The sequence below is a fragment of the Arthrobacter sp. USHLN218 genome, assembly GCF_037144715.1.
Classification (GTDB): Bacteria; Actinomycetota; Actinomycetes; order Actinomycetales; family Micrococcaceae; genus Crystallibacter.
Genome location: NZ_JBBCYT010000001.1, coordinates 191,426 through 217,780, shown reverse-complemented (window position 1 = coordinate 217,780; position 26,355 = coordinate 191,426). Strand labels below are relative to the sequence as shown.

Annotated in this window: 21 protein-coding genes; 15 read left to right on the top strand and 6 right to left on the bottom strand. The window is 69.7% G+C overall.

The genetic code is table 11. The features are described 5' to 3' along the window. Window positions 1-559: 559 nt before the first annotated feature. The gene (gene glpX / locus WFH44_RS01010) at window positions 560-1,597 is read right to left on the bottom strand and encodes a class II fructose-bisphosphatase (protein ID WP_264793810.1); all 1,038 of its coding nucleotides are present in this window, start codon (window positions 1,595-1,597) and stop codon (window positions 560-562) included. 154 nt (window positions 1,598-1,751) lie between these two features. Here glpX and WFH44_RS01005 point away from each other — a divergent pair, with 154 nt between their 5' ends. From WFH44_RS01005 to WFH44_RS00960, 10 genes are all read left to right on the top strand, one after another. After that, complete coding sequence (locus WFH44_RS01005) at window positions 1,752-2,357, top strand: DUF4245 domain-containing protein (protein WP_336711032.1); 606 nt, start codon at window positions 1,752-1,754, stop codon at window positions 2,355-2,357. 10 nt (window positions 2,358-2,367) lie between these two features. Continuing rightward, window positions 2,368-2,982 carry a carbonic anhydrase gene (locus WFH44_RS01000; protein ID WP_336711031.1) on the top strand — a complete coding sequence of 205 codons (615 nt, stop codon included), beginning with the start codon at window positions 2,368-2,370 and terminating at the stop codon, window positions 2,980-2,982. An 81-nt stretch (window positions 2,983-3,063) separates the two neighbouring features. Next, the gene (locus WFH44_RS00995; RefSeq protein ID WP_336711030.1) at window positions 3,064-4,497 is read left to right on the top strand and encodes a class II fumarate hydratase; all 1,434 of its coding nucleotides are present in this window, start codon (window positions 3,064-3,066) and stop codon (window positions 4,495-4,497) included. Between the two features lie 110 nt (window positions 4,498-4,607). Next, window positions 4,608-5,267, top strand: a complete 660-nt coding sequence (locus WFH44_RS00990; protein ID WP_336711028.1) for a TetR/AcrR family transcriptional regulator — start codon at window positions 4,608-4,610, stop codon at window positions 5,265-5,267. Further along, window positions 5,264-6,937: an MDR family MFS transporter gene (locus tag WFH44_RS00985; protein ID WP_336711026.1), complete on the top strand. Its 1,674-nt coding sequence runs from the start codon at window positions 5,264-5,266 to the stop codon at window positions 6,935-6,937. Before WFH44_RS00990 ends, WFH44_RS00985 begins: the two co-directional genes overlap by 4 nt. A 373-nt stretch (window positions 6,938-7,310) precedes the next feature. Beyond that, complete coding sequence (locus WFH44_RS00980) at window positions 7,311-9,320, top strand: Hsp70 family protein (RefSeq protein WP_336711024.1); 2,010 nt, start codon at window positions 7,311-7,313, stop codon at window positions 9,318-9,320. A gap of 5 nt (window positions 9,321-9,325) precedes the next feature. Beyond that, window positions 9,326-11,965 carry a LuxR C-terminal-related transcriptional regulator gene (locus WFH44_RS00975; protein ID WP_336711022.1) on the top strand — a complete coding sequence of 880 codons (2,640 nt, stop codon included), beginning with the start codon at window positions 9,326-9,328 and terminating at the stop codon, window positions 11,963-11,965. A gap of 167 nt (window positions 11,966-12,132) precedes the next feature. Beyond that, on the top strand, window positions 12,133-13,371 hold the full coding sequence (locus WFH44_RS00970) for an IniB N-terminal domain-containing protein (RefSeq protein ID WP_336711019.1): 1,239 nt from the start codon (window positions 12,133-12,135) through the stop codon (window positions 13,369-13,371). A 103-nt stretch (window positions 13,372-13,474) separates the two neighbouring features. Further along, a complete protein-coding gene (locus WFH44_RS00965) occupies window positions 13,475-15,304 on the top strand; it encodes a dynamin family protein (protein WP_336711016.1) in 1,830 nt (609 codons plus the stop codon). Next, window positions 15,304-16,875, top strand: a complete 1,572-nt coding sequence (locus WFH44_RS00960; protein WP_442892858.1) for a dynamin family protein — start codon at window positions 15,304-15,306, stop codon at window positions 16,873-16,875. The genes WFH44_RS00965 and WFH44_RS00960 overlap by 1 nt, the downstream gene beginning before the upstream one ends. A 33-nt stretch (window positions 16,876-16,908) precedes the next feature. Here WFH44_RS00960 and WFH44_RS00955 read toward each other — a convergent pair whose 3' ends face one another. From WFH44_RS00955 to WFH44_RS00945, 3 genes are read right to left on the bottom strand one after another with little or no spacing between them, the layout of a single operon-like run. Next, window positions 16,909-17,520, bottom strand: a complete 612-nt coding sequence (locus WFH44_RS00955) for a hypothetical protein (protein WP_336711011.1) — start codon at window positions 17,518-17,520, stop codon at window positions 16,909-16,911. 48 nt (window positions 17,521-17,568) lie between these two features. Continuing rightward, window positions 17,569-18,039, bottom strand: a complete 471-nt coding sequence (locus WFH44_RS00950) for an NUDIX hydrolase (protein ID WP_336711008.1) — start codon at window positions 18,037-18,039, stop codon at window positions 17,569-17,571. Between the two features lie 45 nt (window positions 18,040-18,084). Then, on the bottom strand, window positions 18,085-18,597 hold the full coding sequence (locus tag WFH44_RS00945; protein WP_336711006.1) for a prepilin peptidase: 513 nt from the start codon (window positions 18,595-18,597) through the stop codon (window positions 18,085-18,087). 58 nt (window positions 18,598-18,655) lie between these two features. Here WFH44_RS00945 and WFH44_RS00940 point away from each other — a divergent pair, with 58 nt between their 5' ends. The 5 genes from WFH44_RS00940 to WFH44_RS00920 all read left to right on the top strand — a co-directional run bounded on the left by WFH44_RS00940 (window position 18,656) and on the right by WFH44_RS00920 (window position 23,731). Continuing rightward, window positions 18,656-19,420 (top strand): hypothetical protein, encoded by a 765-nt coding sequence (locus WFH44_RS00940; protein WP_336711785.1) that lies wholly within the window; start codon window positions 18,656-18,658, stop codon window positions 19,418-19,420. Window positions 19,421-19,838: 418 nt separating this feature from the next. Next, window positions 19,839-20,780, top strand: coding sequence for an AfsR/SARP family transcriptional regulator (locus tag WFH44_RS00935; RefSeq protein WP_336711001.1), 942 nt, complete (start codon window positions 19,839-19,841; stop codon window positions 20,778-20,780). A 181-nt stretch (window positions 20,781-20,961) separates the two neighbouring features. After that, window positions 20,962-21,627 (top strand): response regulator transcription factor, encoded by a 666-nt coding sequence (locus WFH44_RS00930; protein ID WP_336710999.1) that lies wholly within the window; start codon window positions 20,962-20,964, stop codon window positions 21,625-21,627. Then, window positions 21,620-23,062 (top strand): sensor histidine kinase, encoded by a 1,443-nt coding sequence (locus WFH44_RS00925; protein WP_336710997.1) that lies wholly within the window; start codon window positions 21,620-21,622, stop codon window positions 23,060-23,062. The genes WFH44_RS00930 and WFH44_RS00925 overlap by 8 nt, the downstream gene beginning before the upstream one ends. 12 nt (window positions 23,063-23,074) lie before the next feature. After that, window positions 23,075-23,731 carry a GNAT family N-acetyltransferase gene (locus WFH44_RS00920; RefSeq protein WP_336710994.1) on the top strand — a complete coding sequence of 219 codons (657 nt, stop codon included), beginning with the start codon at window positions 23,075-23,077 and terminating at the stop codon, window positions 23,729-23,731. Here the strand turns inward: WFH44_RS00920 and WFH44_RS00915 are convergent. Together WFH44_RS00915 and WFH44_RS00910 are read right to left on the bottom strand one after the other, a co-directional pair. Further along, on the bottom strand, window positions 23,728-25,221 hold the full coding sequence (locus WFH44_RS00915; protein WP_336710991.1) for a PhoH family protein: 1,494 nt from the start codon (window positions 25,219-25,221) through the stop codon (window positions 23,728-23,730). The two genes, WFH44_RS00920 and WFH44_RS00915, sit on opposite strands and share 4 nt — an antisense overlap. A gap of 330 nt (window positions 25,222-25,551) precedes the next feature. After that, entirely contained in the window at window positions 25,552-26,313 is a 762-nt protein-coding gene (locus tag WFH44_RS00910; protein ID WP_336710989.1) for an isoprenyl transferase, read from the bottom strand. Window positions 26,314-26,355 lie beyond the last annotated feature (42 nt).

Here is a 26,355-nt window from a genome sequence, read left to right as displayed (position 1 = left end):
CGCGGCTCGACAACCCACCCGGCCTCCCCGCCCACCCGGGGTCCCGGCCCGCCCCGGCCGTCCACCCACCCGGCAGCCCCGCCCGCCGGCCGTCCACCCACCCGGCAGCCCCGCCCGCCGACCGTGCACCCAGCGGCTCGGCCTACACACCGGCCCCTCCGCTAGGCGCTTGAGTGCTACTTCGGCCTCCATGCACGCCCAACTGTCCACGTTTAAAACGAACCGCTGGCATCGCCGCAGGTCAGCGCGTTACTTGAAGCGTAAACATGGACAGTTAGGCCTAAACGTGGACAGTTCAGCCCGGCACCCGGCCTCGCCCTGGCACCCCCACTCGAGCCTTCCACCCACCGACACGCCCCGCGACCGGAGCCCGGCACCCGCCACCCGGCACCCCCACCCGAGCGTTCCACCCACCGCCACGCCCCCGCGCCCGGCACCCGGCTCCCTGAGCCCGGGCGCAGCCCTGCACCCGCCGCATCGCCCCCGCTCCCCTGAACGCAAGGAACCCGCCCCGGCCGAAGCCGAAGCGGGTTCCTGGAAGCCCGAAGCGGAACCAGGCTCAGCGCTTGCGCGCGTAGGTCTCCCACTTGTCCGCACGGTGCTCGCCCTCGACGAAGCGGATGGTGCCGGACTTCGAACGCATAACGATGGACTGGGTCAGCACGCGGTTCGGCTTGTAGCGCACGCCGCGCAGCAGGTCGCCGTCGGTGATGCCGGTTGCCACGAAGTAGCAGTTGTCGCTGGTGACCAGGTCGTCCGTGGTCAGCACCCGGTCAAGGTCGTGGCCGGCGTCGATGGCCTTCTGCTTCTCCTCGTCGTTGGTCGGCCACAGGCGGCCCTGGATCACGCCGCCCAGGGACTTGATGGCGCACGCGGCGACGATGCCCTCCGGGGTGCCGCCGATGCCCATGAGCACGTCCACGCCGGTGCCTTCTCGGGCAGCGGCAATCGCGCCGGCCACGTCGCCGTCCATGATGAACTTGGTGCGCGCGCCCGCGTCCCGGATCTCCTGGACCATCGGCTTGTGCCGGTCGCGGTCGAGGATCATCACGACCACCTGGTTGATCTTCTTGCCCTTGGCCTTGGCGATCAGGTGCAGGTTCTGCTTGATCGGCAGGCGCAGGTCCACCAGGTCGGCGGCCTCCGGCCCGGTGACCAGCTTCTCCATGTAGAACACGGCGGACGGGTCGAACATGGTGCCGCGTTCGGAGACGGCCAGCACGGAGAGCGCGTTGTTGATGCCCAGCGCGGTCAGGCGGGTGCCGTCGATCGGGTCCACGGCCACGTCGCACTCGGCGCCGGAGCCGTCGCCGACCCGCTCGCCGTTGAAGAGCATCGGCGCTTCGTCCTTCTCGCCTTCGCCGATCACCACGACGCCGTTGAAGTGGACGGTGGAAAGGAAGGAGCGCATGGCGTCGACGGCGGCGCCGTCCGCGGCGTTCTTGTCGCCGTAGCCCACCCAGTGGCCGCCGGCGATCGCCGCGGCTTCGGTGACCCGCACCAGTTCCAGCGCGAGGTTGCGGTCCGGTTCATCATCGCGCACCGCCAGGGACGGCGAGAGCGTGGAGTACTGGGCGGCCTGAACAGCTTTGGACACGAGAACCTCATCTTCGAGCGGTTGGACACGGTTGTGCTTCACTTTCGATCATAGTCCGCCGCACCCGCCGCGACATTTGTGACTGTGCGCACGCAAGCGGCAACCGCGTACGACGGCGGTGCCCGGCCCGTGCGTGTTAAGGGACAATGGAGGGGTGAGTGAAGTGCGTCCCGAAGCGACCGACCAGCCGGCCCCGACCCCCGTCCTGACGGCCAAGCAGGCCAAACGCGCCAATGCGACCGTCACCGGCATGCTGATCGCGATCGGGTTGACGATCGCCGTCTTCCTCCCGGTCTTCTTCCTCAACCCGGGCAGTAAGTCGGAAGTCTACGAACGTAACATTGACGTCCCCGGCGTGGCCGCGCAGGCGGAAGGGGCCGCCGGGTACCTGCCGCTCTCGGTCGAACTGCCCGAGCCGTGGCGGGCCAACTATGCCCGCTGGAACTCCGGCAGCAGCAGCCGCGTGCCCGCGTGGGAGGTCGGCTACCTGACGCCGAAGGGCCAGCACATCGCCCTGGTCCAGACGGACAAGGCCAACCCCACGTGGACCGCACAGGCAACGGACAACGCCCCCGTCACCGGCGACCGCAAGGCCGGCGGCGAATCCTGGGAACTCCGCGACCGCGGCGAAGGCGAGAAGCATTTGGTCCTCGAGAAGGACGGCTACACGGTCATCCTCAGCGGTGCCGGGGAACTGGACGAGTTCGACACCGTGGCCGCCGCAGTCGTCAAGGAACTGGACGCCCCGGCCTCGCAGTAATGTAAGCAGGGTGACTACCAACCTCACCCCCTCAGAAGCCTGGAAGAAACTGCTCGAAGGCAACGCCCGCTTTGTGTCGGGCGAATCCGTCCATCCGAACCAGGATGCCGCCCGGCGCAGTTCGCTGGTCAATGAGCAGAATCCCTTCGCCATCATCTTCGGCTGCTCCGACTCCCGGCTGGCCGCGGAAATCATCTTCGACCTGGGCCTGGGCGACGCCTTCGTGGTCCGGACCGCCGGACACGTCCTGGACGAGGCCGTGGTCGGCTCGCTGGAATACGGCGTCGACGTCCTCGAGGTCCCGCTGATCGTCATCCTGGGCCATGACAGCTGCGGCGCCGTGACGGCCGCCAAGGAAACCGTGGACACCGGCGAGATGCCCCGCGGCGGCATCCGTGACCTGGTCGAGCGCATCACGCCGTCCGTGCTCTCGGCCCGGCGGGCCGGGAACGACAACCTCAACGACATGGTGATCGAGAACGTGCGGCAGTCCTCGGCGCGCCTGCTGGACAGCTCGCGGGCCATTTCGGAGGCCGTCGACGCGGGCCGGACGGCCGTCGTCGGCGTTGCTTACCGGCTTGCCGACGGGCGCGCGGACCTGGTCGCCGGGCACGGCGCCCTCTAGCCCCGCAGCCTGTGCCGAGCGCCGCCGCCGGGTGCGCAACACGATTCGGACCCGGCGCGGCGCAGGCATAAGCTTGGAGCCATGACTTCCACGACTGCCGACTCCGTTGAGTACCGCATTGAACACGACACCATGGGCGAGGTCCGCGTTCCGGTAGACGCCCTCTACCGCGCCCAGACCCAGCGCGCCGTCGAGAACTTCCCGATCTCCGGCAAGACGCTCGAGCGCGCGCACATCGAGGCGCTCGCCCGCATCAAGAAGGCCGCCGCGACCGCCAACGCTGAGCTGGGCGTGCTGGACGGCGAGCTGGCCAAGGCCATCGAGGAAGCCGCGGACAAGGTCGCCGGCGGCGAATTCGACGGGCACTTCCCCATCGACGTGTTCCAGACCGGCTCCGGCACCTCCTCGAACATGAACACCAACGAGGTTCTCGCCGAACTCGCCACGCGTGCGCTGAAGGATGCCGGCAGCGACAAGGTCGTCCACCCGAACGACCACGTGAACGCCTCGCAGTCCTCCAACGACGTCTTCCCGACCTCGGTCCACGTCGCCGCCACCTCCGCGCTGATCAACGACCTGATCCCGGCGCTGGACTACCTGGCTGCCTCGCTGGAGCGCAAGGCCGAAGAGTTCAAGGACGTCGTGAAGTCCGGCCGCACGCACCTGATGGACGCCACCCCGGTCACACTCGGCCAGGAGTTCGGCGGCTACGCGGCCCAGGTCCGCTACGGCATCGAGCGCATCAACGCCTCCCTGCCGCGCGTGGCCGAGGTCCCCCTCGGCGGCACCGCCGTCGGCACCGGCATCAACACCCCGGCCGGCTTCTCCGCCCGCGTGATCGAGCTGCTGGCCGCGGACACCGGCCTGCCGCTGACCGAGGCCCGCAACCACTTCGAGGCCCAGGCCAACCGCGACGGCCTGATCGAGGCCTCGGGCCAGCTGCGCAACATCGCCTACTCCTTCATGAAGATCAACAACGACCTGCGCTGGATGGGCTCCGGCCCCAACACCGGCCTGGGCGAGATCGCCATCCCCGACCTGCAGCCGGGTTCCTCGATCATGCCGGGCAAGGTCAACCCCGTCATCTGCGAAGCCGCGATCATGGTCGCCGCGCAGGTCGTCGGCAATGACACGACCATCGCCCTGTCCTCCACCAACGGCGCCTTCGAGCTCAACGTCGGCATCCCGGTCATGGCGGCGAACCTGCTCGAGTCCATCCGCCTGCTCGCCAACACCTCCCGCGTGATGGCGGACAAGATGATTGACGGGCTGACCGCCAACGTGGAGCGCGCCCGCTTCCTGGCCGAGGCCTCGCCGTCCATCGTTACCCCGCTGAACAAGTACATCGGCTACGAAAACGCCGCCAAGATCGCCAAGCACTCCGTCAAGGAAGGCCTCACCGTCCGCGAGTCCGTGGTGGCCCTCGGCTTCCTCGAGCGCGGCGAACTCACCGAGGAGCAGCTCGACACCGCGCTCGACGTGCTCTCGATGACCACTCCGCCGCAGGCCAAGTAGCCAGCCTCCGGCCTCCCGGCGCCCCCGGTCCCCTGCGGACCGGGGGCGCCGCTGTGTTTCCCGCCATATTGTTGTGCACTTTGAATTCATAAGTGCAAAAATTTACTCTTGTGAGTGAGAGTGCAAAGTACGACGGCGGAGGGCTGCGGGAGCGCAAGCGCGCGGCTACCCGCCTGGCCATCACCGATGCCGCCCGTGCCTTGACCGCGGCGCACGGGATCAGCGGCTTCACCGTGGAACAGCTCTGCGAAGAGATCGGCATCTCGCGCCGCACCTTCTTCAACTACTTTCCCGGCAAGGAAGACGCCATTCTGGGCGACCCGACCGACAGCATCCCGGAAGCCCTGGCCAAGGCCTTCGTCGAGGGCGGCCGGAAGTTCGCTCCGGTGCCGCAGTCCGGCGCCCTCACGCCGACCCTGCTCGACGACTTCACCGAACTGGCCGCCGCCATGACCGAGCGGCTGGCGATGAGCCGAAAGGAGCTCATGCGGCTGCAGCAGGCCATTTCCAGCGAACCCAAGCTGATGGCCAAGGCCACGCACGGCACGCGGCAGGCCCAGGACGCCTTCGCCCAACTGCTGGCGGCCCGCGAGCGGCTGCTTCCCGAGGACCGCCGCATCCGCCTGGCCGTCAGCCTCCTGTCCGCCGTCGCCGAGCGCGCCGGAGCCGAGTTCTTCGCCGAATGGAACACCCGCAGCTACCGCGACATCCTGACCGACACCGTCAACACCGCCCGGGCCCTCCTGGCCCCCGAACAAGGACTCCTGTGAAAACTACCGCAGCCACCGCGGCTACCGCTGCACGCACCGAACCGCTGCTGCTGACCCAGAAGCGGATCTGGATCATCTTCTCCGCGCTGATCGCCGGCATGACGCTCTCCAGCCTCGACCAGACCATCGTCTCCACCGCCATGCCCACCATCGTCGGGCAGCTCGGCGGGGTGGAGCACCAGACCTGGATCACCACGGCCTACCTGCTGGCCACCACCATCGTGATGCCGATCTACGGCAAGTTCGGCGACGTGCTGGGCCGCCGCAACCTGTTCCTGTTCGCCATCGCCATCTTCACCCTTGCCTCGGTCGGCTGTGCCTTCGCGCCGGACTTCTGGACCTTCGTCGTCTTCCGCGCCATGCAGGGTCTGGGCGGCGGCGGCCTGATGATCCTCTCGCAGGCCATCATCGCTGACATCGTGCCGGCCAACGAGCGCGGCAAGTACATGGGCCCGCTCGGCGGCATCTTCGGCCTCTCGGCGGTCGCCGGGCCGCTGCTCGGCGGCTACTTCGTAGACCACCTGACCTGGCAGTGGGCGTTCTACATCAACATCCCCATCGGCATCGCCGCGTTCCTCATCGCGTATTTCGCCCTCACCCTCCCCACCAAGAAGGCGCAGAAGCGGATCGATATGGCCGGCGTCGTACTGCTCTCCGCGGCCACGGCCTGCCTGATCTTCTTCACCGACTTCGGCGGCCGCAACGACTACGGCTGGGATGCGCCGCTGACCTGGCTGTTCGGCGCCGGCATGGTCCTGGCGGGCGTACTGTTCGTGCTCGCGGAGCGCCGGGCCGAGGATCCGATCATCCCGCTGAGCCTGTTCCGCAACCGCATCTTCGTCAACAGCACCGCCATCGGCTTCACGCTCGGCGTGGCGATGTTCGCGGCGATCGCGTTCGTGCCGACCTTCCTGCAGATGTCCTCGGGCACCTCGGCCGCGGTCTCCGGGCTGCTGATGCTGCCGATGATGGTGGGCATGATGGGCACCTCGATCTGGTCCGGCATCGCCATCACCAGGTCGGGTAAGTACAAGGCCTACCCCGTTGCCGGTTCCGCCGTGGTCATTGCGGCCATGCTCTGGATGACCACCTTGGCTGCGGCCACGCCGATCTGGGTGGTCTGTGCCCAGCTGTTCCTCTTCGGCGCCGGCCTTGGCCTGATCATGCAGGTCGTGGTCCTCGTGGTGCAGAACTCCGTTCCCGCGGACCAGATCGGCACCGCCACGAGCTCGAACAACTACTTCCGCGAAGTCGGCGCGGCTCTCGGCGTTGCCATCTTCGGCGCGATGTTCACCTCCCGGCTCACCACGTCCCTGACCGACGTCTTCTCCGGCTTCGGCGCCTCGGCCCAGGACGCCGCCAACGCCACGGCCACCCTCGAGCCGCACGCCATGAGCCAGCTGCCGGAGCAGCTCCGCGAGGGCATCGTCACCGCCTACGCCGAGTCGCTGGCGCCGGTCTTCTGGTACCTGGTGCCGTTCCTGGTCATCGCGCTCGTCCTGGCCCTCACGATGAAGCAGATTCCGCTCTCCGACGTGGCCGGCATGGTGGCCCGGGGCGAGGCCATCGGCGGCGAGGAAGCCGAGCGGCTGGAAGCGGAGCGCCTCGCAGCGGAGCACCGGCGTACCGACGGTGCTCAGTCCGAACGGGAGACGGCCCCGCGCCCCTAGGGCCGCCCGGAATGCGGGGTGCCGGCCGTTCGTAACGCCTGCCCTCGAGCCCGTAATCCCCACCCCTGTCTGGTGGGGATTACGGGCTTCCCGCAGCCTGCAGGCAGGGCGCCGGCCATGCCCGCCCTCCCCCGTGATTCCTCCAAAAACCAGGGATGCAGGCGTCCGGCCCCCACCGCCGTCGGGCCTTCCGCGCCACTCGTCCCAGCAGGTCCGAAAGCCCCTTCAACCCCCAAACGTGGGGGCCCCCTTTTTCCCTCATCGAGGGTAGTCCCGGTGCTACTGTAGGGGACATTCCGAGCAGCAACTCTGGACGGCCCGGCTCGCAGGTTTCGTCCTCGGGGGAGTTGGTGCGCTCGCCTTTGGGGGGACCATGGCGTACGTACTTGGCATTGATGTCGGCACGAGCTTTACGGCCGCGGCGGTAGCCCGGACCGGCTCGCAGGGACCGGCAGGGCCGCAACCGTTTCACCTGGGCCAGCGTGCCGCCACCATCCCGTCGGTGGTCTTCCTCGGCGGGGACGGCCAGGTGCTGGTCGGCGACGCCGCCGAGCGGCGCGGCGTCGATCAGCCCGACCGCGTGGTGCGCGAGTTCAAACGCCGGGTCGGCGATTCCGTGCCCATCGTCGTCGGCGACCGGTTTGCCGCCCCTGAAGAACTCCTCGCCACCATGGCCCGCTGGGTGGTGGACCGCGCCACGGAACGCGAGGGCTCCGCGCCGCTGGCCATCACCGTGTCCCACCCCGCATCCTGGGGCGGCTACAAGTCCGAGCTGCTGCGCCAGGCACTGGCCCAGGCCGGCCTCGCAGATGCCGCCTTGGTCAGCGAACCCGAGGCGGCGGCCCTGCATTACGCCTCGCAGGAGCGCGTCCCGGACGGCAGCCTGGTCGCCGTCTACGATCTCGGCGGAGGCACCTTCGACGCCGCCATCCTCCGCAAGGACAGCGGTACCAGCTTCAGCCCGCTCGGCAGGCCGAACGGCATCGACCAGCTTGGCGGCGCGGACTTCGACGAGGCCGTCTTCAACCACGTGGCCGCCGGCGCGGCCGAGGCCTTCGACGGACTGGACACCGCCGATCCCGCGGTCCTGCTGGCGCTCGCGCGGCTGCGCCGGGAATGCACCGAGGCCAAGGAAGCGCTGTCGTCCGACTCGGAGGCGACCATTCCGGTGCTGCTGCCCGGGGCGCAGACCCAGGTGCGTCTGGTGCGGCAGGAATTCGAAGCCATGATCGACGACGCCATCGGGCGGACCATCGGCACGCTCCGCCAAACGCTGGAGGCGGCCGGCATCGATCCCGTGCAGCTCAGCGCCGTCCTGCTGATCGGCGGCTCTTCGCGCATCCCGCTGGTGGCGCAGCAGCTCTCGGCCGAACTGGACCGTCCCATCGCCATCGACGCCGACCCGAAGGCGTCGATCAGCCTGGGTGCCGCGCTCGCGGCGGCCGCGGCCCTGCCCGTTCCGGCGCCGGCGGAACCGGTGGCAAAGGACGACGGCGGCAACGGGCCAGCCACTGACCTCACCGATGCGGCGGAGGGCCGGGCTGCGGTGTTGCTCGGTGCCGCCCCGATGCACCGGCCGGCCCGGGCCAAGCCCCGCCAGCACACCGCCGTGCGGGTCGGTGCCGTGGCCGCGGCGGTCGCCGGGCTGGCCGTGCTCAGCGCCACCGCCGCGCAGGCGCCGCTGGACCTGGGATCCCTGGCGTCCATCGCCGGTGCGGGCGCCGCCACCCCTGAGGGAACCGCCGGAACCGCAGGCACCGGCGGCGGGGGCGGCAACGAGGCAGGCGGCGGCACCGGAGCCGTGCCAGCATTCCCGCTCGGTCCTGATGGTATGGGCCTGGACGGCAACGCCGGCCCCGGCTCCTCCCCCAGCCCGTCCACCCTGGCCGGTGGCGGCGATGCTCCGCGGATCCCGACAGGCGGCACGGACCAGCAGCAGGCTCCCGCGTCCGCGCGCCGGAGTGCGCCCGCTGCCGAGGGGGTGTCCGGTCCTGCGGCACCGTCCTCCGGAACCCCTGCCGCCGTCCCTTCCTCGGCACCGCCGGGGACCCAGGCACCCGCACCGTCGACCCCGGTGACGCAGCCGGACCCGTCCGCCCCGGCACCGCAGCCTACGCAGCCGGCGGACCCTGCACCCGTCGGCCCGGGGCCGGCACCGGATCCCGTGCCCGTCGATCCCCCGCCCGCGCCGGATCCGGCCCCCGCCGAACCGCCGCCTGCCTCCGACCCGGCCCCCACCGAGGTGCCGCCCGTAGTCGATCCGACCCCCGCCGAACCGGCACCGGCGCCTGAGCCAACCGTCGCGCCCGAAACGGTGGCGCCGGCTTCGGAGCCCGCTACCGTGCCTCCTTCCGACCCGGCACCGCCGGCACCGGAAGGGTGAGCCGGTTGAATCCCGCGACATCATCGCGCAGTTCTTCCTGCCTGCCGCCGGCTGCCGCCTGGAGCGGCCTTCTCGGCGAGGCCGGGTCCACGCCCCCGGGCCGGCTGCTGGTGGGCATTGCCGGGGCCGGAGGCACGGGCAAGACCGCCCTGCTCGACGAGCTGGACAGCCGGCTTGCCGCGCGTGGCGTTCCGGTCGGTCGCATCCACGACGACCCGGGCTGCTGCACCCTGCCGACGCACGGAGCCCTCCTCGTCGACTCGGCCCAGGCGCTCGGCGACGGCGCACTGTCCAGGATCCGCGCCCTGGTCGCCGATCCGGAAGTAAGTCTCGTCGTCGCGTACCGTCCTCGGCGGATATCGAACGCCTTGGAGCTGCTGGTGCGCGAACTCGAACAGCATCACGCCCCTGTGGTGCTGGGACCGCTCACCGCCGTCGAGGTCGCCGAACGCACCGCCGGACTGCAGGACGTGCAGGAACCGGAAGCCTTGGCCCGAGGCATTGTCGAGGCTACCGGCGGGCTGCCCTGGCTGGTGCATCGCTATCTCGCCGCTGCCGCGGGCGGCTGGTCCGGTGTCGGTTCGGAGAACAACAACCATCCGCTCCCGCCCGGCCTGCTGGACCAGCTAGGTTACGAGCTCGACAGGCTGCATCCGCCGCTACGGCAGCTGCTGCTGGTTCTTGCCGTGGGCTTCGACTTGTCGGCCGCCGCCCCGCCGGTGGAGGAACTCGGCAATCCTGACCTGCTCCTGCTCGAGGCCAAGGATGCCGGTTTGCTGCTGCCCGATGGCCGGCTGGTCCCGCTGCTGCGCCGTGCCCTGCTGGATACGACGCCTTCCCATCAGCTGCACGGCCTGCAACGGGCCCTGGTCGACACCCTGACTGCCGGCGGACTCCCTCTTGGCCGCGCGGCCCGGCCGCTCGCGCACAACGGGCTCCGGGACCCCCGGGTCGCGGCCGCGCTGGAGCATGCGGCGGACCGTGCCCTTCCCACTCAGCCCCGCCTCGCCGCGGAGCTCTACGACGAAGCCCGCACCGCGGGAGCGGAGGGGCTCGAAACCGCGGCGCGCCGCGCCCAGGCGGCTTATGTCCTGGGCGACCTCGACGGCGCGGGGCGGATCCTTGACCGGCTGCTGGTGCAGGACGACGCACCGGACGTGCTCCGGGGTGCCGACGTCGCCGCCGCAATGTGGGCCCAGCGCGGCATGTTCCTGCGCGGGGCCGACGTCTACCGGTGGCTCGGTCCGGAGCGGGCCGGCGCCTCGGCACCGCTGGCGGTAGTCGCCATGGTCGCCACCGGGGACCGCCGCGGCGCGGAGGAGATGGCTGCCGCTCCGCCTGCGGGCGGTTCGCCTACGCTGAAGGCGGTGGCAGTCCGGTTGATGTCCCAAGGCACACTGGCGACCATCGGCGATGCGCCCGAGCAGGTCCTGCCGACGTTGATCCGGGCCTCCGACATGATGACCGCGTCCGGGTCGCTGGACCCGTTGCCCGAGCTGCCCGCGGCCCTCGCCGCGTTGGCCGCATTGCATGGCGGCGAACTCGAGATTACCGATTCCGTTCTCACGGCGGCCGTTGACGGCGGGCAAGGCGGAGCCGTCGGCCGCCGGCGGCTGCTGCTGCTTCGGGCGTGGACACGCATGCTGCAGGACCGCCCCGAGGCTGCCCGGGCCGCCATGGCCGAGGCCGCCGCGGTCGATCATCCGGTCGCGCCGCGCGACGAACTGCTGCTGCTCGCCCTCGACGTCGGACTCGCCCGACGGACGGACGACGTTCCGGCGCTGGTGCGGGCCTGGCGGCGTGCTCGGGAAGGCCTGCTGCACGTGGCTATCGACCTGTTCAGCCTGCTGCCGCTCGGCGAACTGATGGTGGCCGCGGCAAGGCTCCGCGAGACCGCCAGGCTGGAGCCGCATCTCGCCGAGGCCTGGTCGTTGCTGGACCGCTTGGGCGGCCCGCCGCTGTGGGCCGTTCCGCTGCACTGGCAGGCCGTGCAGGCCGGCATCCTCTCCGAGCGCCCCGCGGATCTGGCACCGCACGCCGCCGCCCTGGTCCGGGCCTCGCGCAGCAACCATCTGGCCGCCGTGCTCGCGGCCGCCGGCCGGGCCTGGGTGCAGGTCCTGTCGGGGCAGGTGGACGCGGACGCCGTCGAGGCCGCAGCCCGGGGACTGGCCACGGTCGGCTTGACCTGGGACGGATCGAGGCTCGCCGGCCACGCGGCCGGACGCGCGGAGGAGCGCCGCGATACCGCGCGGCTCCTCGCCTGCGCGCGCGACCTCCATCCGGGATCGGCCGAACACCTCGACCCGGCCGGTGCGCCGGCGCCGGCTGACCCGCCGACGGAGCGGCACCCGGCGGCCCTCGGCAGCGCTTCCGCGCCGCCTTCGCTGCTCCAGCCGGCAGATGCGGTGCAGGGCGCGCGGCTCAGCACCCGCGAGCGCGATGTGGCCCGGCATGTCCTGGCCGGGAAGACCTACCGGGAGATAGGCGAGGCGATGTTCATCTCTCCGCGGACCGCGGAGCACCACATCGCGCGGATCCGGCGCCGGTTGGGCGCCTCCTCACGGTCCGAACTGCTCGACCAGCTCCGGCTGGAGCTCGATGCCGAGGCCCCCTCATCCGGGGGTCCCCCACCCCCCGTGCCTTAGGGCCCCTCCCTCCCTAATGGGGGGCGGCCGCGTCCCCCCACTATCGGGGTTGCGCTAGGGGAACTATCACCGATGCCGGCTCCGGTCCCCCGGACCTATGTTGTAACCAGCCAAGCACGGCGCCTGGCGAACGACCTTCACACGCACATTCGAATGAGGAGTTTGCAATGACGACTTCGATCACGACCATGCTGGTTGATTTCCTCATGGACCTGTTCCGCGACCCGGACAAGGCCGCGGAGTTCCGCGACGATCCGGAGCGCGTGCTCCAGGCTGCCGGGCTTGAGGGGGTCTGCAGCCGCGATGTCGACGCGGTCCGCCCGGTCATCCTGGACTTCGCTCCGGTCTCCGTCGACTCGTCCTTCGACCGGGAGTACAACACCGGCCGCAACGAGTCCTCCATCGAGGACAACAACCCGTTCAACCCGGTCAGCGGCAGCAACGACAACGACGACAACAACGGCGGGGGCGGGGGCGGCGGCGGCTGGGACCGGGATGACGACGATGACGACCACGACTGGGACGACGACGATGACGACGACGGCTGGGATGACGACCACCATCACGCTGTCACGCAGCTGACCCACATCCTGAACCACTACTCCTACACCTCGGAAGTTGACGACCGCGACACGATCGTCGACCAGTCCGTGAACCAGAACATCTGGGCCGACGGCGACGTCCACCAGATCTTCGACAACGATTCCGTGGTGGCCTCCGGCGACAACTCCGTTGCCGCAGGCGACGACGCGAACGTGGCCAACGGCGACGACTCCATCGCTGCCGGCGGCGACGTCGACCAGGACAACTCGGAAGACAACTCCACCAACATCGATGTCGACGGCAACGCAGACATCGAAATCGACAGCGACGACACCCTGGTCGAGGATTCGTTCAACACGGACGTCGACATCGACGACTCGTACAACGAGGACAACAGCGAAGACAACGACGGCATCGACGGCAACGGCAACACCGTGGACATCGATGAGACCAACGTCGACGTGTCGCTCGAGGACTCCTTCAACGACAACTCCGACAACTCCGTCAACGACTCCTACAACGACGAAACCGAAGTCAACGTCGAGGATTCCTTCCAGGACAATTCGGACAACTCGGTCAACGACAATTCCGACAACTCGATCAACGACTCCTTCACCGCCGAGGATTCTTTCAACCACGAGCTCGAAGTCGACAACTCGGTCAACGACTCCCTGAACGCCGATCTCGAGGTCGAGGACAACTCGACCAACGTCGGCCTGATCAACGACTCGTTCCAGGACAACTCGACCGAAGTCGGCGACGTCGACATCGACGCCGAGTTCACCGAGATCGAGGACTCCGTCATCGTGGCGGACAACGAGGTCGACGTCGAAGAGACCACCGAGATCACCGTCGAAGACTGATCCCGAATCAGACTTCGACGGCGCACAGCCGGCCCGGCAGGAAGGGAGGGAGTTCCTGCCGGGCAGGCCTGTGCTTAAAGCTGGCACGCAGGAGGAGGCAGGCATGGCTGAGTTGGTCAAACTCGTGGAGCAGAGCATCGCGCTGGCGGCGGAGGCCGATCGGACGGATCTGCGCCGGAGGCTGGAACAGACCCGGCGGCGCGTACTCGACCCGACCGTCCGCGTCATCGTGGTCGGCGAGTTCAAGCAGGGCAAGAGCAAACTGATCAACGCGCTCGTCAACGCGCCCGTCTGTCCTGTCGATGACGACATCGCTACCTCCGTGCCCACCGTGGTCCGGCACGGAAGTCCGGCCTCCGCCAGGATCATGGTCCCCCGGGATAGCGGCGAGGACAGCACCGGCGAGCCGGAACTCGAGCGCCGCGAGGTACCGATCGAGGACCTGGCCCGCTACGTGTCCGAAAACGGCAATTCCGGCAACCGGCACCGGCTGGCAGCCGCGGAAGTCTTCCTCCCCCGCAAGCTACTCGCCGGCGGGCTCACCCTGGTGGACTCCCCCGGAGTCGGCGGCCTCAATTCGACCCATTCCTTCACCACGCTCACCGCGCTGCCGACGGCGGATGCCATGCTCCTGGTCTCCGACGCCTCGCAGGAGTACACCGAGCCGGAGATCCGCTTCCTGCGCCAGGCCATGCGGATCTGCCCGAACGTCGCCTGCGTGCTGACCAAGACGGACCTCTACCCGCAGTGGCGGCAGGTGGCCGCACTCGACCGCACCCATCTGGCGGAGGCCGCCCCCGGCGTCGGGCTTTTCCCCGTCTCCGCCGACCTGCGGCTGCACGCCGCCCGGCTCCAGGACACCGAACTCAACGCCGAGTCGGGATTCCCCGAGCTGATCTCCTACCTCCGCCAGGACGTGCTCGGGCGCGCCGAGCAGCTGCAGCGCCGCTCGGTGGCGCAGGACCTGCTCTCGGCCTCCGACCACCTGCGCCTGTCGCTGCAGTCCGAGCTCAGTGCCCTGCAGGACCCGGAGAGCACGCCCGCAATGATCGCCGGACTGGAGGCCGCCAGGCAGCGCGCCGACGACCTGCGCCGCCGGTCGTCGCGCTGGCAGGTGACGCTGAACGACGGCATCAGCGACCTCATCTCCGACATGGAACATGACCTGCGCGACCGGCTGCGGCGGATCCAGCGCGAAGCGGAGGAAGCCATCGACCTTTCGGATCCGGGCAAGATGTGGCCGCAGTTCGTCGAATGGCTCGAGCAGCGCAGCGCCGCCGCCGTCTCCGACACCTTCGTCTGGACCAGCGAACGCGGCCAGTGGCTGGCCGCCGAGGTCGCGGGGCACTTCGCCGAAGACGAGCCGCCCCTGCCCCTGCTCCGGGTCGAAGGCACCGAGGACGTTCTGGACCCGGTGGAGCTGGTGCCGGAGCTGGACCCCGGCCGGCTCGGGCCCGTGGAGAAGGTGCTGATTGGCCTGCGCGGCTCCTACGGCGGCGTGCTCATGTTCGGCCTGCTCACCGGGCTGATGGGCATGGCCCTGGTCAACCCGCTCTCCGTCGGCGCCGGCCTGCTGCTCGGCGGCAAGGCCTACCGGGAGGACAAGGAAAACCGGCTCAAGCGGCGCCAGGCCGACGCCAAGAACCTGGTCCGCCGCTACATCGACGACGTCATCTTCCAGGTCGGCAAGCAGCTCAAGGACCGCCTCCGCCTGATCCAGCGCGCCACCCGGGACCACTTCACCGAGATCGCCGAAGAGCACCACCGCTCCCTCGGCGATTCGGTCACAGCCGCACAGAAGGCGGCAACCACCTACGCGAAGGAGAGCGAGCAGCGCATCCGGGCGATCCAGCTCGAACTCAGAAAGGTCGAAGCACTGCATAAGCAGGCCCTGTCCCTTGCGCCGGAATCGGCGCTGGCGGGGCGGCCATGATGGTCCAGCCAACCGCCAGCGGCCCCTCCGGCATAGGTGCGGAGGTCGCCGCCCTGGTGCGGGACGCCGTCGTTATTTACGACGGCGACGCGCACGCGTCCGCTCTGCTCACCGGTTACGCGCAGCGGCTTCGGGAGCCGCTGCGCGTGGCCATCGCCGGCATGGTCAAGGCCGGGAAATCGACCCTGCTGAACGCCATCATCGGCGAAGAGATCGCGCCGACGGACACCGGCGAGTGCACCAGGATCATCACGTGGTACCGCTACGGCGATACGCCGGGGATCACCCTGTACCCGGCCGATCCGGCCGCCGGGAAGCCCCGCGCGCTGCCGGTGCGGCGCTCGGCCGGCCGGCTGCAGTTCGACCTCGGCGGGTTCCGGGCCGAGGACGTCGCCCGGCTGGTGGTGGACTGGCCGGCCCGCAGCCTGCGCGGGCTGACCCTCATCGACACCCCCGGCATCGCGTCCCTGTCCACGGACGTGTCCGCCCGGGCGAGCAGCTTCCTGCTGCCGGAGGATAAGCCCTCCGAGGCGGATGCCGCCGTGTACCTGATGCGCCACCTGCACGCCTCGGACCTGAACTTCCTGGAGGCCTTCCGGGACAGCGCCAGCGGCCAGTCCGGCACCGTCAACGCGCTGGCCGTGCTCTCGCGCGCGGATGAGGTCGGCGCCGGACGGATCGACTCGCTGCTGTCTGCCGCCAGCATCGCCGAACGCTACCGGCAGGACCCCGGGCTGCGGACGCTCGCCTTGGGCGTGGTGCCGATCGCCGGCCTGCTCGCCCAAAGCGCACGCACCCTGCGCCAGCGCGAGTTCGCCATGCTGCGGGACATCGCCCGGCTGGACCGCACCGCCCGCGAGCGGCTGCTGCTCTCGGCGGACCGCTTCGTGCGCGCCGGCGGCACCGGCGGCACCGGTGGCACCGACGGGGAACGCGCCGAGCTGCTGGACCGCTTCGGCCTGTTCGGCATCCGGCTGGCCGCCGCGCTGATCCGCGGCGGAGTCGCGGATCCGACGGAGCTGGCCCGCGAGCTGGCGCGGCGCAGCGGGCTGGACGACCTGCTGCAGCTGCTGGCCGGCCAGTTCACGGCGCGCGCAGAGCACCTCAAGGCCCGCACGGCGCTGATTGGCGTGGAGAAACTGCTGCGCGAGCGGCCGCGCCCGGGAATCGAGCCGTTGGAGGCAGCGCTGGAGAGGATCCAGTCGAACGCCCACGAGTTCCGCGAGCTGCGGCTGCTGGCGGACGCCCGCACCGCAGGCCTCGGCCTCGCTCCGGCAGACGCGCAGGAAGCCGAGCGGCTGATCGGCGGCCAGGGCGTGGGGCCCGCCCGACGGCTGGGACTGGATGAGGACGCCACCGGCGCCGAACTGCGTGAACGGGCGCTGGAAAGCCTGCACCGCTGGCGGGCGCTGGCCGCCAACCCGCTCACCGGCCGCTCCGCCGCCGGCGTGTGCCAGGTGGTGCAGCGCAGCTGCGAAGCGATGCTCGCCCAGCTGCAGCCGGCGCCGGCCGGGTCGCAGCAGGCAGCAACGGGAAGGCCCGGGCTCCCGGTGCCGGCGGGGTCCAATTAGGACCGGGCTCCAATGGGGCGGCCGCAGCGAGCGTCAGAGCAGCCTGCGGCGGGTCGGCTCGTGCGTGGCCCGGAACCAGCGCTCCGCCCCCGGCAGCAGGCTGATCAGCAGCCCGGCGGCGGCGAGCGCAAGCTGGGCCAGGAGCAGCACGCGAAGATAGAGTCCCTGCTCGGCGACGTCCACCAGGACGGCGTCGGCCAGCACCGTGGCGCCGCCGTGGAGCAGCAGGACTCCCAGCTGGATCCACCGGACGCCGCCGCGCCGGCGCATCAGCACGGCCAGGAGCACCATCTCCACCAGCACCACCAGTCCCATGACGGCCAGGCTGCCCCAGAGTACCGCGGACGCGACGGCGTGCAGCGTGTCCGCATCCGCCTGCTGCATCCCGTTGATCAGCTGGCGCAGCCGCTCCAGTTCCTCGTCCCTGGCGAAGTAGGCGATCGTCCCCATCAGCGCCGCCGTGAGGAAACTCAGTATCCATGCCGCCCGCGCCGCCTTAACGGTCCCTGGCGGCGGGATGCGCGCGTGGATCGGCGCCGGCGTCAGGTCCGACATCTGCGGCCGGCGCGGCATGGTGCGCTCCGGCGCCCGCTGTTCCCCCAGACGGCGTGAAGCGGAATCCCCCGGTTCCTGTCCTTCAGACATGGCTCGTAATGTATCCGCCGCGGGGGCGGCATGCAACCATTGCCCGGATCAGCGGACGAACTCCGGAACGCCCGTGGAGCGCAGCGCCGCCTGCAGCCGGTCCTGGTGGTACGGCGGCAGCGGCGGCAGGTCATCGAGCCGGAACCAGCCCACCTCGGAGGACTCGTCGTCGTTCACCTTCGCCTCGCCGGAGACGTAGCGGCAGCGGAAGTTCAGCGTCAGGAACTGCGCCCGGTCGCCGTTGACGAACTCCATCGGCCCGCCCGAATAGACCTCGGCCAGGTATTCAACCTCCGCCACCACCGAGGTCTCCTCGAAGATCTCGCGGGCCATGCCCACCGCCGGCTGCTCCCCCGGCTCGAGGATGCCGGTGATCAGCGTCCACACCCCGTTGTCGGCGCGCCGGCCGAGCAGCACCCGGTCCTCCCCGTCAAGCACCACGGCGGTGGTGCCGGGCAGCCAGAGCAGGTCGTGGCCGATTTTCTTGCGCAGCTCAAGGATGAAGTCAGGGGTGGGCATTTCTCCAGCCTACTGTCCGGCGCCTGCCGGCCAGCGCAGCCGGACTCACCCCGACGCCGGTAGCGTAAGCACCAGCAGCGCGCCTGCGATCATGAACGGGCCGAACGGAATGGTCGATTTCAGGCCGGCCCGGCGCATCGCCACCATCGCGATCCCGTACAGGCCGCCGAGCAGGAACGCCGCGAACGTCCCCCACAGCAACAGGACCCAATCCACGTAGCCCAGGTACAGCCCCAGCACGCCGGCCAGCTTGACGTCCCCGAAGCCCATCCCGGCCGGATACACGAACCGGACGGCAAAGTAGAAGAGCCACAGCAGCGCCCCGCCGGCCGCCAGCCCCCACAATCGGCCCGGCTCGCCACCGGCGAGCGCCGCCGTGCCCAGCAGCACGCCCGCCACCGGGTAGGCCGGAAAGACGATCCGGTTGGGCAGCCGGTGGGTGCGCAAGTCGATCCAGCTCAGCCTCGCCCCGATGACCAGCAGGTAGGCCCCGGCGCCCAGCAGCGCGATGAACGCGAGCGGGTACGCCGGCCACAGCCGCGCCAGTTCCAGGAGCATGGTCCCAACGTACTTCACCGCCGGCACACAGCCGGAGGCGAAGACCTACACTGTGGATATGGTCAGCCCGACGGACGCAGAACGCTTCCGCTGCCTGTGCCGTTCCTCGCCTTGGCGCTGGCAGAGCCTGCGCTTCGAATACCACGCATTGCCCGCCGGTTCCGAAGGCCAGGACGGTTCGGCTGCGGACGGTCTTCGCGCCTGGGCCCGCAGGCCGAATGCGCTGCGCGTCGAATCGCTCGACGGCCTTCTGCTCTACAGCACCAAGGACATCAACGACTCCAAGGACGATTTCTACGTCAGCGCCACCCGCCGCTCCTGGCTGCTGCCTCCGCAGCTGGTCCACCCGGTCTACACCGACGAGGGCTTCGTCCGCCGCCGTCCCGAGGCCGCCTACGGCGAACCCGTCTTCGGCAACGGCCGGTGGTCGTCCATGCTGGACCCGGTCGAGCTGGCCGGCCCGGCGCCCGTGTCCTTCGAGACGCCGTATGCCAACGTGGCGGAGCTGCTGAGCGTCGCCGAGGCAGAGCACGAAGGCCGCCGGGTGCTGGAAGCCGTCCTCTCCCCGAACCAGGGCTACCGCCCGTACGACGCCGGTCATCCGCTTCTCGCGCCCGGCAGGACTTTGGTGCGGCTCGACTGGGAGACCGCCGTCTGCGTCTACAGCCTCGCCATGGACGGGCCCGCCGCGGGCGCCGGCCACAGCCTGGCCATCCACGGCGTCGACGAGTACATGCTGGACGACCTCTTCGTTGAAGTGAGCATGAACCTCACCGACGTGCGCGCCCATATCCCCTGGCCGCTGCAGCCCGGGCCGCCCTGAGCCCGCGGGGTCCGGGCCGGTTGGCGGAAAAGCGTGAAAGCCGGAAAGCAGAAGGCGGAAGACCGATCGAAAGAGCCGCCCAAAGAAAAGCCCGGGCCCCGGCGTTTGGGGGCGATGCCGAGGCCCGGGTTCTTTCATCGGCTGGCGCCGTCTGACGCCACCTGCGCGGTTGCCGGACATCCGTCCTGCCCGGCGGCCGCTGCTGCAGGTTCAACAACCATCGCCCCGGCCTATTGGGAAAACCCTTGGGCGGTGAACCGATAAACGGAGATCCGCGCCACCCCCCAACATTAGGGGGCGGGTTGGGGCAAATTGGGGGTTGTTACTCGTATCACCAACCAGCACTATGGAACCAGCATTCGTTGGGGGTGCTTACTACGAGGGGGACGTCGTGGAGCAAATGTCAGCCGGGCATGCTATGCCCATTTCCGTCAAAATCATTGGCAACCTGCAGGTCCATCGGGGTGAATCGGTCTTGACCGCGGCCTCGCTGGGCGGCCCGAAGCCCAGGCAGATCTTCGAGATCCTGCTGCTGAACCTGGGCACACCGGTCTCCAAGGACCGGCTCATCGATCTTCTCTGGGGCGGCCGCGCACCCGGCGAAGCGTTGGCAACCTTGGAAAGCTATGTCAGCGTGCTGCGGCGCAACCTGCAGCCGGGCTGCGCGAAGACCGGGCCGCTGCGCACCGCGAACGGCGGCTACGTGCTGGAGCAGTCGCTGGTGGACCTGGACCTGCACCGGTTCAACGCGCTGATGCTCCGCGCCGAGCAGAGCACGCCCGCCGAGGCCTATCCGCTGCTGGTCGAGGCGCTGGCCCTGGCCACCGGACCGCTGCTCAGCGACGAGCTCGCACCGGAATGGGCCGAAGAGGCGCGGGAGAACCACGCCGCCGACGTCACGGCCCTGCAGGTCATGGCGGCGGAGGCGGCACGCGCCTCGGGCCAGGCCGATAAGGCGGTGCACTGGAGCCAGCAGGCCGTGGCCGCCGAGCCGCTGAACGAGCGGGCCTGGTCCGCCCTGGTCAGCGGCTACGAGGCGGCCGGCCGCTACTCCGAGGGGCTGCAGGCCTACGACAAGTGCCGCCGGCTGCTCGACCGCGACCTCGGCTGCACTCCGGGCCCGGGCCTCCGCGCCGCGCACGCCCGGCTGCTGCAGGCCACGGCGGCTTCCGACGGAGACCTGTCGGAAGTACTCGAGGCTCTGCTGTACCTCAATGACCAGATGCACAGCCGTCCGCTGCAGCCGGCCGCCCGGGCGGCGGTTCCGGTCAAGTCCCGCTCATTCCCGGCGGGCGCCGGGCACGAACGGGCCGGCAGGGTCATCAGCACCTTCCTGAACCGCGCCCTGGCCAACGCCTAAGCGCAAAGGTGCGCCGGCGCCGTCGTACTTGGCTTGAGGCAAACGGGACCGGCCGCGCCGTCACAAGGCGTCATCGACCCTTGTGGCGGCGCGGCCCGCCATCCGCGGCTATGTACATCGGTTCAGCCATGGCGCATACTGCATTATGACCGTGTCGGGGGGCTTGGGTTGGGGACTTGCTATGGCCGAAGAAGGAATGCGGGATACGTCCCGAGTCGTGGTCGTCGATGACCATACGACATTTGCGGAACTGCTGTCGGACGCTTTGGACCGGCAGGAGGATTTGGAGAATGCCGGCACCGCCAGCGGTGTCCGGGAAGGCATCGCCCTGTGCCGGGCGGAACAGCCGGACGTAGTGGTCATGGATTACCACCTGCCGGACGGCAACGGGCTGGATGCGGCCCGCGAGATCCTGGCGGACCGTCCGGACACCAGGATCATCATGCTCACCGGCAATGCCGCCGCGGACATCCTGGCGCAGGCGGCCGGGTCGGGGATCTGCGGCTTCCTGCCGAAGGACGGGTCGCTGACCACCCTGCTGGACACCCTGCGGCACGCCAGGAGCGGATCGATGGTGATCCATCCGTCGCTGCTCGCCATGATCGGCAAGCAGACGGTGCCGGAGCAGCCGGACGCGCCCGCGTTGACCACGCGGGAACGGCAGGTGCTGACGCTGATGGCCCAGGGGCATGATGTGCGGGCCAATGCCAAGCATCTGGGCATCACGGAAAACACCTGCCGCGGCTACGTGAAGTCCATCCTTGCGAAACTGGACGCGCACACGCAATTGGAAGCTGTCGCCGTCGCCGGCCGGCTGGGGCTGCTGGCCTCCGGCCACCATGAGTAGCACGCTCGAGGTCCGAACACCCGAGCAGCGCGATCCGGAACCGGGCAGCAGACCCGGCAACGGGACGCGCCGGCGTGCCCGGCGCAGGATGCCGGCCCGCTTCGCTCGTTTCGTCAGCCGGTCCGATCCTGCCGGGTTCGGCTCGGACCGCGCTGACCGTTCGGAACTGCATAAGGCCATGCGGCGCTTCGCGATCAGCACCTTCGCAACGCTGCTGATCGTGGTGGTGCCGGTGGTGTTCGGTGCCAGCGCGATCGCGCGCGACCAGGCGCTGGACCACGCGATCCAGCGCACGCAGGGAACCGCGGACTTCGCCGTCGGCCCCTTCGTCACCGAACATCTGGTGGAGCGCCATCCGGAAGACCTGGCCTGGATGGACCGCCTGCTCGCTCCGCGGTTCGAACGCAACGCGATCATGCGGATCAAGATCTGGTCCAGTGACGGCACCATCCTCTACTCGGACCAGCATTCGCTGATCGGCCAGAACTTCGGCCTGCCGGAAGGCTCCGACCAGCTGCTGGCCGGCGGCCCCGGCTTCGCCCATTTCGAGGAGCAGAGCGAGTCCGAGAACCAACTGGAGGCCGGTTCCGGCAAGCTCGTCGAGGTGTACGTCGGCACGAACAGCGCCGCCGGGGAGCCGATCATCTTCGAGATCTACTACACGGCGGACGAGGTTGAGGCGGACCAGCGGGGCATGATGCTGGGCATCCTCCCGCCGATCCTCGGCGCGCTGGCCGTGCTGCAGCTGGTCCAGCTGGTGCCCGCCCTGCGCATGGCCCAGCGCCTGCAGCGGGACAACGCCACCAAGAGGGCGCTGCTCCAGCAGGCCATCGACGCCTCCGAGGTGGAGCGCCAGCGGCTCGCCCGCGACCTGCACGACGAGGTGATCCAGGACCTCTCCGGACTGGCCTACTCGCTCGAATCCTATGAGCTGCAGGACCGCCCGCCCGGCCGGGAGTTCCTGGGCCGCACGCGCATGCTGGTGCAGGACAATATCAGCACCCTGCGCGGCATCACCACGGAGCTCTATCCGCCCGACCTGGCGGCCCTCGGCCTGGCCGGGGCCCTTGAACGGCTCGGCGACCCGGTGCGCGCCCGCAGCATGGCCTGGTCGCTGAGGCTGCACGGGGCGCCGGAGGCCGACGAGCAGCAGTCCGCGTTGCTGTACCGGGCGGCCCGGGAGGCCGTCACCAACGCCGTCAAGCACGCCGCGGGCGCGAGCCTGGTCAGCGTTTCGCTCACGCGTACCCCCTCCGGGCACCTTGAGCTTGCCGTGTACGACGACGGCGAGGGGTTCGCGCCGGAGGCCGCCGAACGGGCGGGGCACTTCGGCCTGCAGATCCTGCAGGACACGGTGCAGGCGGCCGGAGGGACGTTGTCGCTGCATTCGGCGCCCGGACAGGGAACGGAGGTCCTGGTCAGGCTTCCCGCGTGATACACAGGGGAGATGACGCGACTGACCGAGCTGTGGCCGCTCTTCGGCCTGACCCTGGGTGCCGGAGACCTGACGCTGCGTCCGGTCGCCGATGACGATCTCCCGCCGCTGGTCGACGCCGTCCTGAGCGGCATCCACGAACCCGGCGAGTCGCCGTTTGCGTTCCCGTGGACCGACGTTCCGCCCGAAGACCTGCCGCGCAACACCGCCATGCATGTCTGGCAGCTGCGCTCGAAAACCAGCCCGGGCAGCTGGTCGCTCCTGTTCGGCGTGTGGCGCGGCGGCGAATTCCTGGGCTGCCAGGAACTGCTCGCCTCGAGCTTCGCCGAGACCCGGACCGTCAGCACCGGCTCCTGGCTCAGGCGATCGGCACAGGGGCAAGGCTTCGGCACCCGGATGCGCGCCGCCGTCGTCGGTTATGCCTTCGACTACCTCGGCGCGGAGGTCGCGGAGAGCGAGGCAATGGACTTCAACAAGGCGTCGCTGGCCGTGTCCCGGTCGCTTGGCTACAGGCCCAACGGGATCTGGCGCCATTCCAGCGGCCGCAGCCAGGTCACCAACATGCAGCGCATGCGCCTGGTGCCGGAGGACTTCCGGAGGCCGGAATGGACACTCGAGGTTGCGGGCCACCCTGAGGCGGCCCGCTTCCTCGGCGTGCAGCCTGCCTAGATTTCCGCGCCCTCGAGCAGCTCGGTCACCAGCGCCGCGATCGGCGACCGCTCGGACCGCGTCAGGGTGATGTGGCCGAAGAGCGGATGGCCCTTGAGGGTTTCGACGACGGCGGCGATACCGTCGTGCCGTCCGACCCGGAGATTGTCCCGCTGCGCGACATCGTGGGTCAACACGATCTTCGAGTTCTGGCCGATCCGGCTCATGACTGTCAGCAGGACGTTCTTCTCCAGGGACTGCGCCTCGTCGACGATCACGAACGCGTCATGGAGCGAGCGGCCGCGGATGTGGGTGAGCGGAAGGACCTCGAGCATGCCGCGGTCCATCACTTCCTCGACCACCTCGGTGGACACCAGGGCGCCCAGGGTGTCGAAGACGGCCTGCGCCCAGGGGTTCATCTTCTCCGACTCGGAGCCCGGGAGGTAGCCCAGCTCCTGGCCGCCCACGGCGTACAGCGGCCGGAAGACCACCACCTTACGGTGCTCGCGGCGCTCCAGCACGGCTTCCAGGCCGGCGCAGAGGGCCAGCGCCGACTTGCCGGTGCCGGCGCGGCCGCCGAGGGAAACGATACCGACCTCCTGGTCCATCAGCAGGTCGATCGCGAGCCGCTGTTCCGCCGAGCGGCCGTGCAGCCCGAAGACGTCGCGGTCCCCCTTGACCAGGCGGACCTGCTTGTCGGCTCCGACGCGGCCCAGCGCGGAGCCGCGGTTGGACAGGAGGACCAGGCCGGTGTTGCTCGGCATTTCGGCCGCGGCCGGGATGAACACCGGCTCGTGGTTGTAGAGGGCGTTCACGTCGTCCTCGAAGACCTCCAGCTCCGCGACCCCGGTCCAGCCCGAGTCCTTCACCAGCTCATTGCGGTACTCGTCCGCCTGCAGCCCCATCGCGGAGGCCTTCACGCGCATCGGCAGGTCCTTGGAGACCACCGTGACGTTCTTGCCCTCGTCGGCGAGGTTCTTCGCCACCGCCAGGATCCGGCTGTCGTGGTCGCCGCCGCGGAAGCCCGCGGGCAGCACGTCCGGCGAAATGTGGTTCAGCTCCACCCGCAGCGATCCGCCCTCTTCCCCGAGAGGGATCGCGTGGTTCAGGCAGCCGTGTTCGACCCGCAGGTCATCCAGCAGGCGCAGCGCCTTCCGGGCGAAGTAGCCCAGTTCCGGATCGTGCCGCTTGCCCTCCAACTCGGTGATCACCACGACGGGCAGGATCACCTCGTGCTCGGCGAAACGTTTCAGGGCCAGCGGGTCGGACAGCAGCACCGACGTATCGAGCACGAAGGACTGGGCCGTCGGCCCCGCCGCTTCGCCGGACTGCCCCTCCGGGCCGGAGGCCGCCTCGCCGCTCGGGCTGCCCGGCCATTGCCCCGCTTCGGGGGACGGCGCTCCCGTTTCCGGGCCGGAAACAAGAAGACCGGCGGCAGCGGCGGAAACATCAGGTTCCTTCGCCGCGCGGCCGGTCTTGGCAGCTTGACTGGTCATTTCAAAGGTGGCCACATTAACTCCCGTCCGGAGCGCAGACGCTCCGAATCGTTCGGATTGGGGCGACGCGGTGAGGCCACCTGGCCGGTACCGGCCTCCCCCCACGCTTCTGCATGTGGCGACCTTCCGATCAATCGGCGGGGTTGCTGACTGATACCCCCAAATTACGCCCCTGTAATTCGGGTACACAATGCCCGCGGCGGGACAATTGGGTAAATTCCCTGTGAACGCGGCCGGGCCACGGAAACGGGCCACCCGCCGTCGTCAGGGCTGGACGCGGCGGCAGCTTCCACCCGCCGCAGGAGCCGGCCGGATACGCGGAATCCGGGAAACCGGACGCAGGCTTCAGGCGCCGAAGCGCCGCTGCCGGCTCGCGTAATCGCGCAGCGCCCGCAGGAAATCCAGCCGGCGGAAATCCGGCCACAGCGCCTCGCAGAAGTAGTACTCGCTGTACGCGCTCTGCCACATCAGGAAGCCGGAGAGCCGCTGCTCCCCCGAGGTGCGGATGACCAGGTCCGGGTCCGGCAGCCCCCTTGTGTAGAGGTAGCGGGAAATGTCGTCGACATCCAGGGTCTCAGCCACGGATTCGACGTCGCGGCCGGCCTTCCCGGCAGTCCGGAGCAGTTCCTTGACCGCGTCCACGATCTCCTGCCGGCCGCCGTAGCCGACGGCGACGTTCACGTGCACGCCCTGGACATCGGCCGTCTGCTCCGCCAGCGCGCGCAGCTTGCCGGACAAGTACGCCGGCAGCGTCTCGAGCGCACCCACCGGCCGCACCCGGACGTTCTTGCCCTCGCCCAGCCGGTCCAGCGTGTTGGCGATGATGCCCATCAGCTGGTCCAGCTCCTCGCTGGAGCGGTTCATGTTGTCGGTCGAGAGCATGTACAGCGTGACGACCTTGACGCCGAGCTCATCGCACCAGCCAAGGAACTCGAGGATCTTGTCGGCACCGGCCTGGTGGCCCTCGCGAGTGGGGCTTCCCGCCAGCTTTGCCCACCGGCGGTTGCCATCAACAACGACGCCGATGTGCCGGGGAATGCGGTCTGCGGCCAGGGAACGCTGCAGCCGGCGCTCGTACATGCGGTAGGCAACTGCGGGGAATCTCAAACCGCTCCCGCCTTTCCATTACCGCTTTCGAGGACTGCCGCC

Bases quoted from the DNA above. Each gene is read 5' to 3' on its own strand.
- WFH44_RS00935 (WP_336711001.1), top strand. From the start codon at position 19,839: ATGCCCATTTCCGTCAAAATCATTGGCAACCTGCAGGTCCATCGGGGT.
- WFH44_RS00995 (WP_336711030.1), top strand. From the start codon at position 3,064: ATGACTTCCACGACTGCCGACTCCGTTGAGTACCGCATTGAACACGAC.
- WFH44_RS00925 (WP_336710997.1), top strand. From the start codon at position 21,620: ATGAGTAGCACGCTCGAGGTCCGAACACCCGAGCAGCGCGATCCGGAA.
- WFH44_RS00955 (WP_336711011.1), bottom strand. From the start codon at position 17,520: ATGTCTGAAGGACAGGAACCGGGGGATTCCGCTTCACGCCGTCTGGGG.
- WFH44_RS00970 (WP_336711019.1), top strand. From the start codon at position 12,133: ATGACGACTTCGATCACGACCATGCTGGTTGATTTCCTCATGGACCTG.
- WFH44_RS00930 (WP_336710999.1), top strand. From the start codon at position 20,962: ATGGCCGAAGAAGGAATGCGGGATACGTCCCGAGTCGTGGTCGTCGAT.
- WFH44_RS00960 (WP_442892858.1), top strand. From the start codon at position 15,304: ATGGTCCAGCCAACCGCCAGCGGCCCCTCCGGCATAGGTGCGGAGGTC.
- WFH44_RS00920 (WP_336710994.1), top strand. From the start codon at position 23,075: ATGACGCGACTGACCGAGCTGTGGCCGCTCTTCGGCCTGACCCTGGGT.
- WFH44_RS00950 (WP_336711008.1), bottom strand. From the start codon at position 18,039: ATGCCCACCCCTGACTTCATCCTTGAGCTGCGCAAGAAAATCGGCCAC.
- WFH44_RS00945 (WP_336711006.1), bottom strand. From the start codon at position 18,597: ATGCTCCTGGAACTGGCGCGGCTGTGGCCGGCGTACCCGCTCGCGTTC.
- WFH44_RS00940 (WP_336711785.1), top strand. From the start codon at position 18,656: ATGGTCAGCCCGACGGACGCAGAACGCTTCCGCTGCCTGTGCCGTTCC.
- WFH44_RS00980 (WP_336711024.1), top strand. From the start codon at position 7,311: ATGGCGTACGTACTTGGCATTGATGTCGGCACGAGCTTTACGGCCGCG.
- WFH44_RS00965 (WP_336711016.1), top strand. From the start codon at position 13,475: ATGGCTGAGTTGGTCAAACTCGTGGAGCAGAGCATCGCGCTGGCGGCG.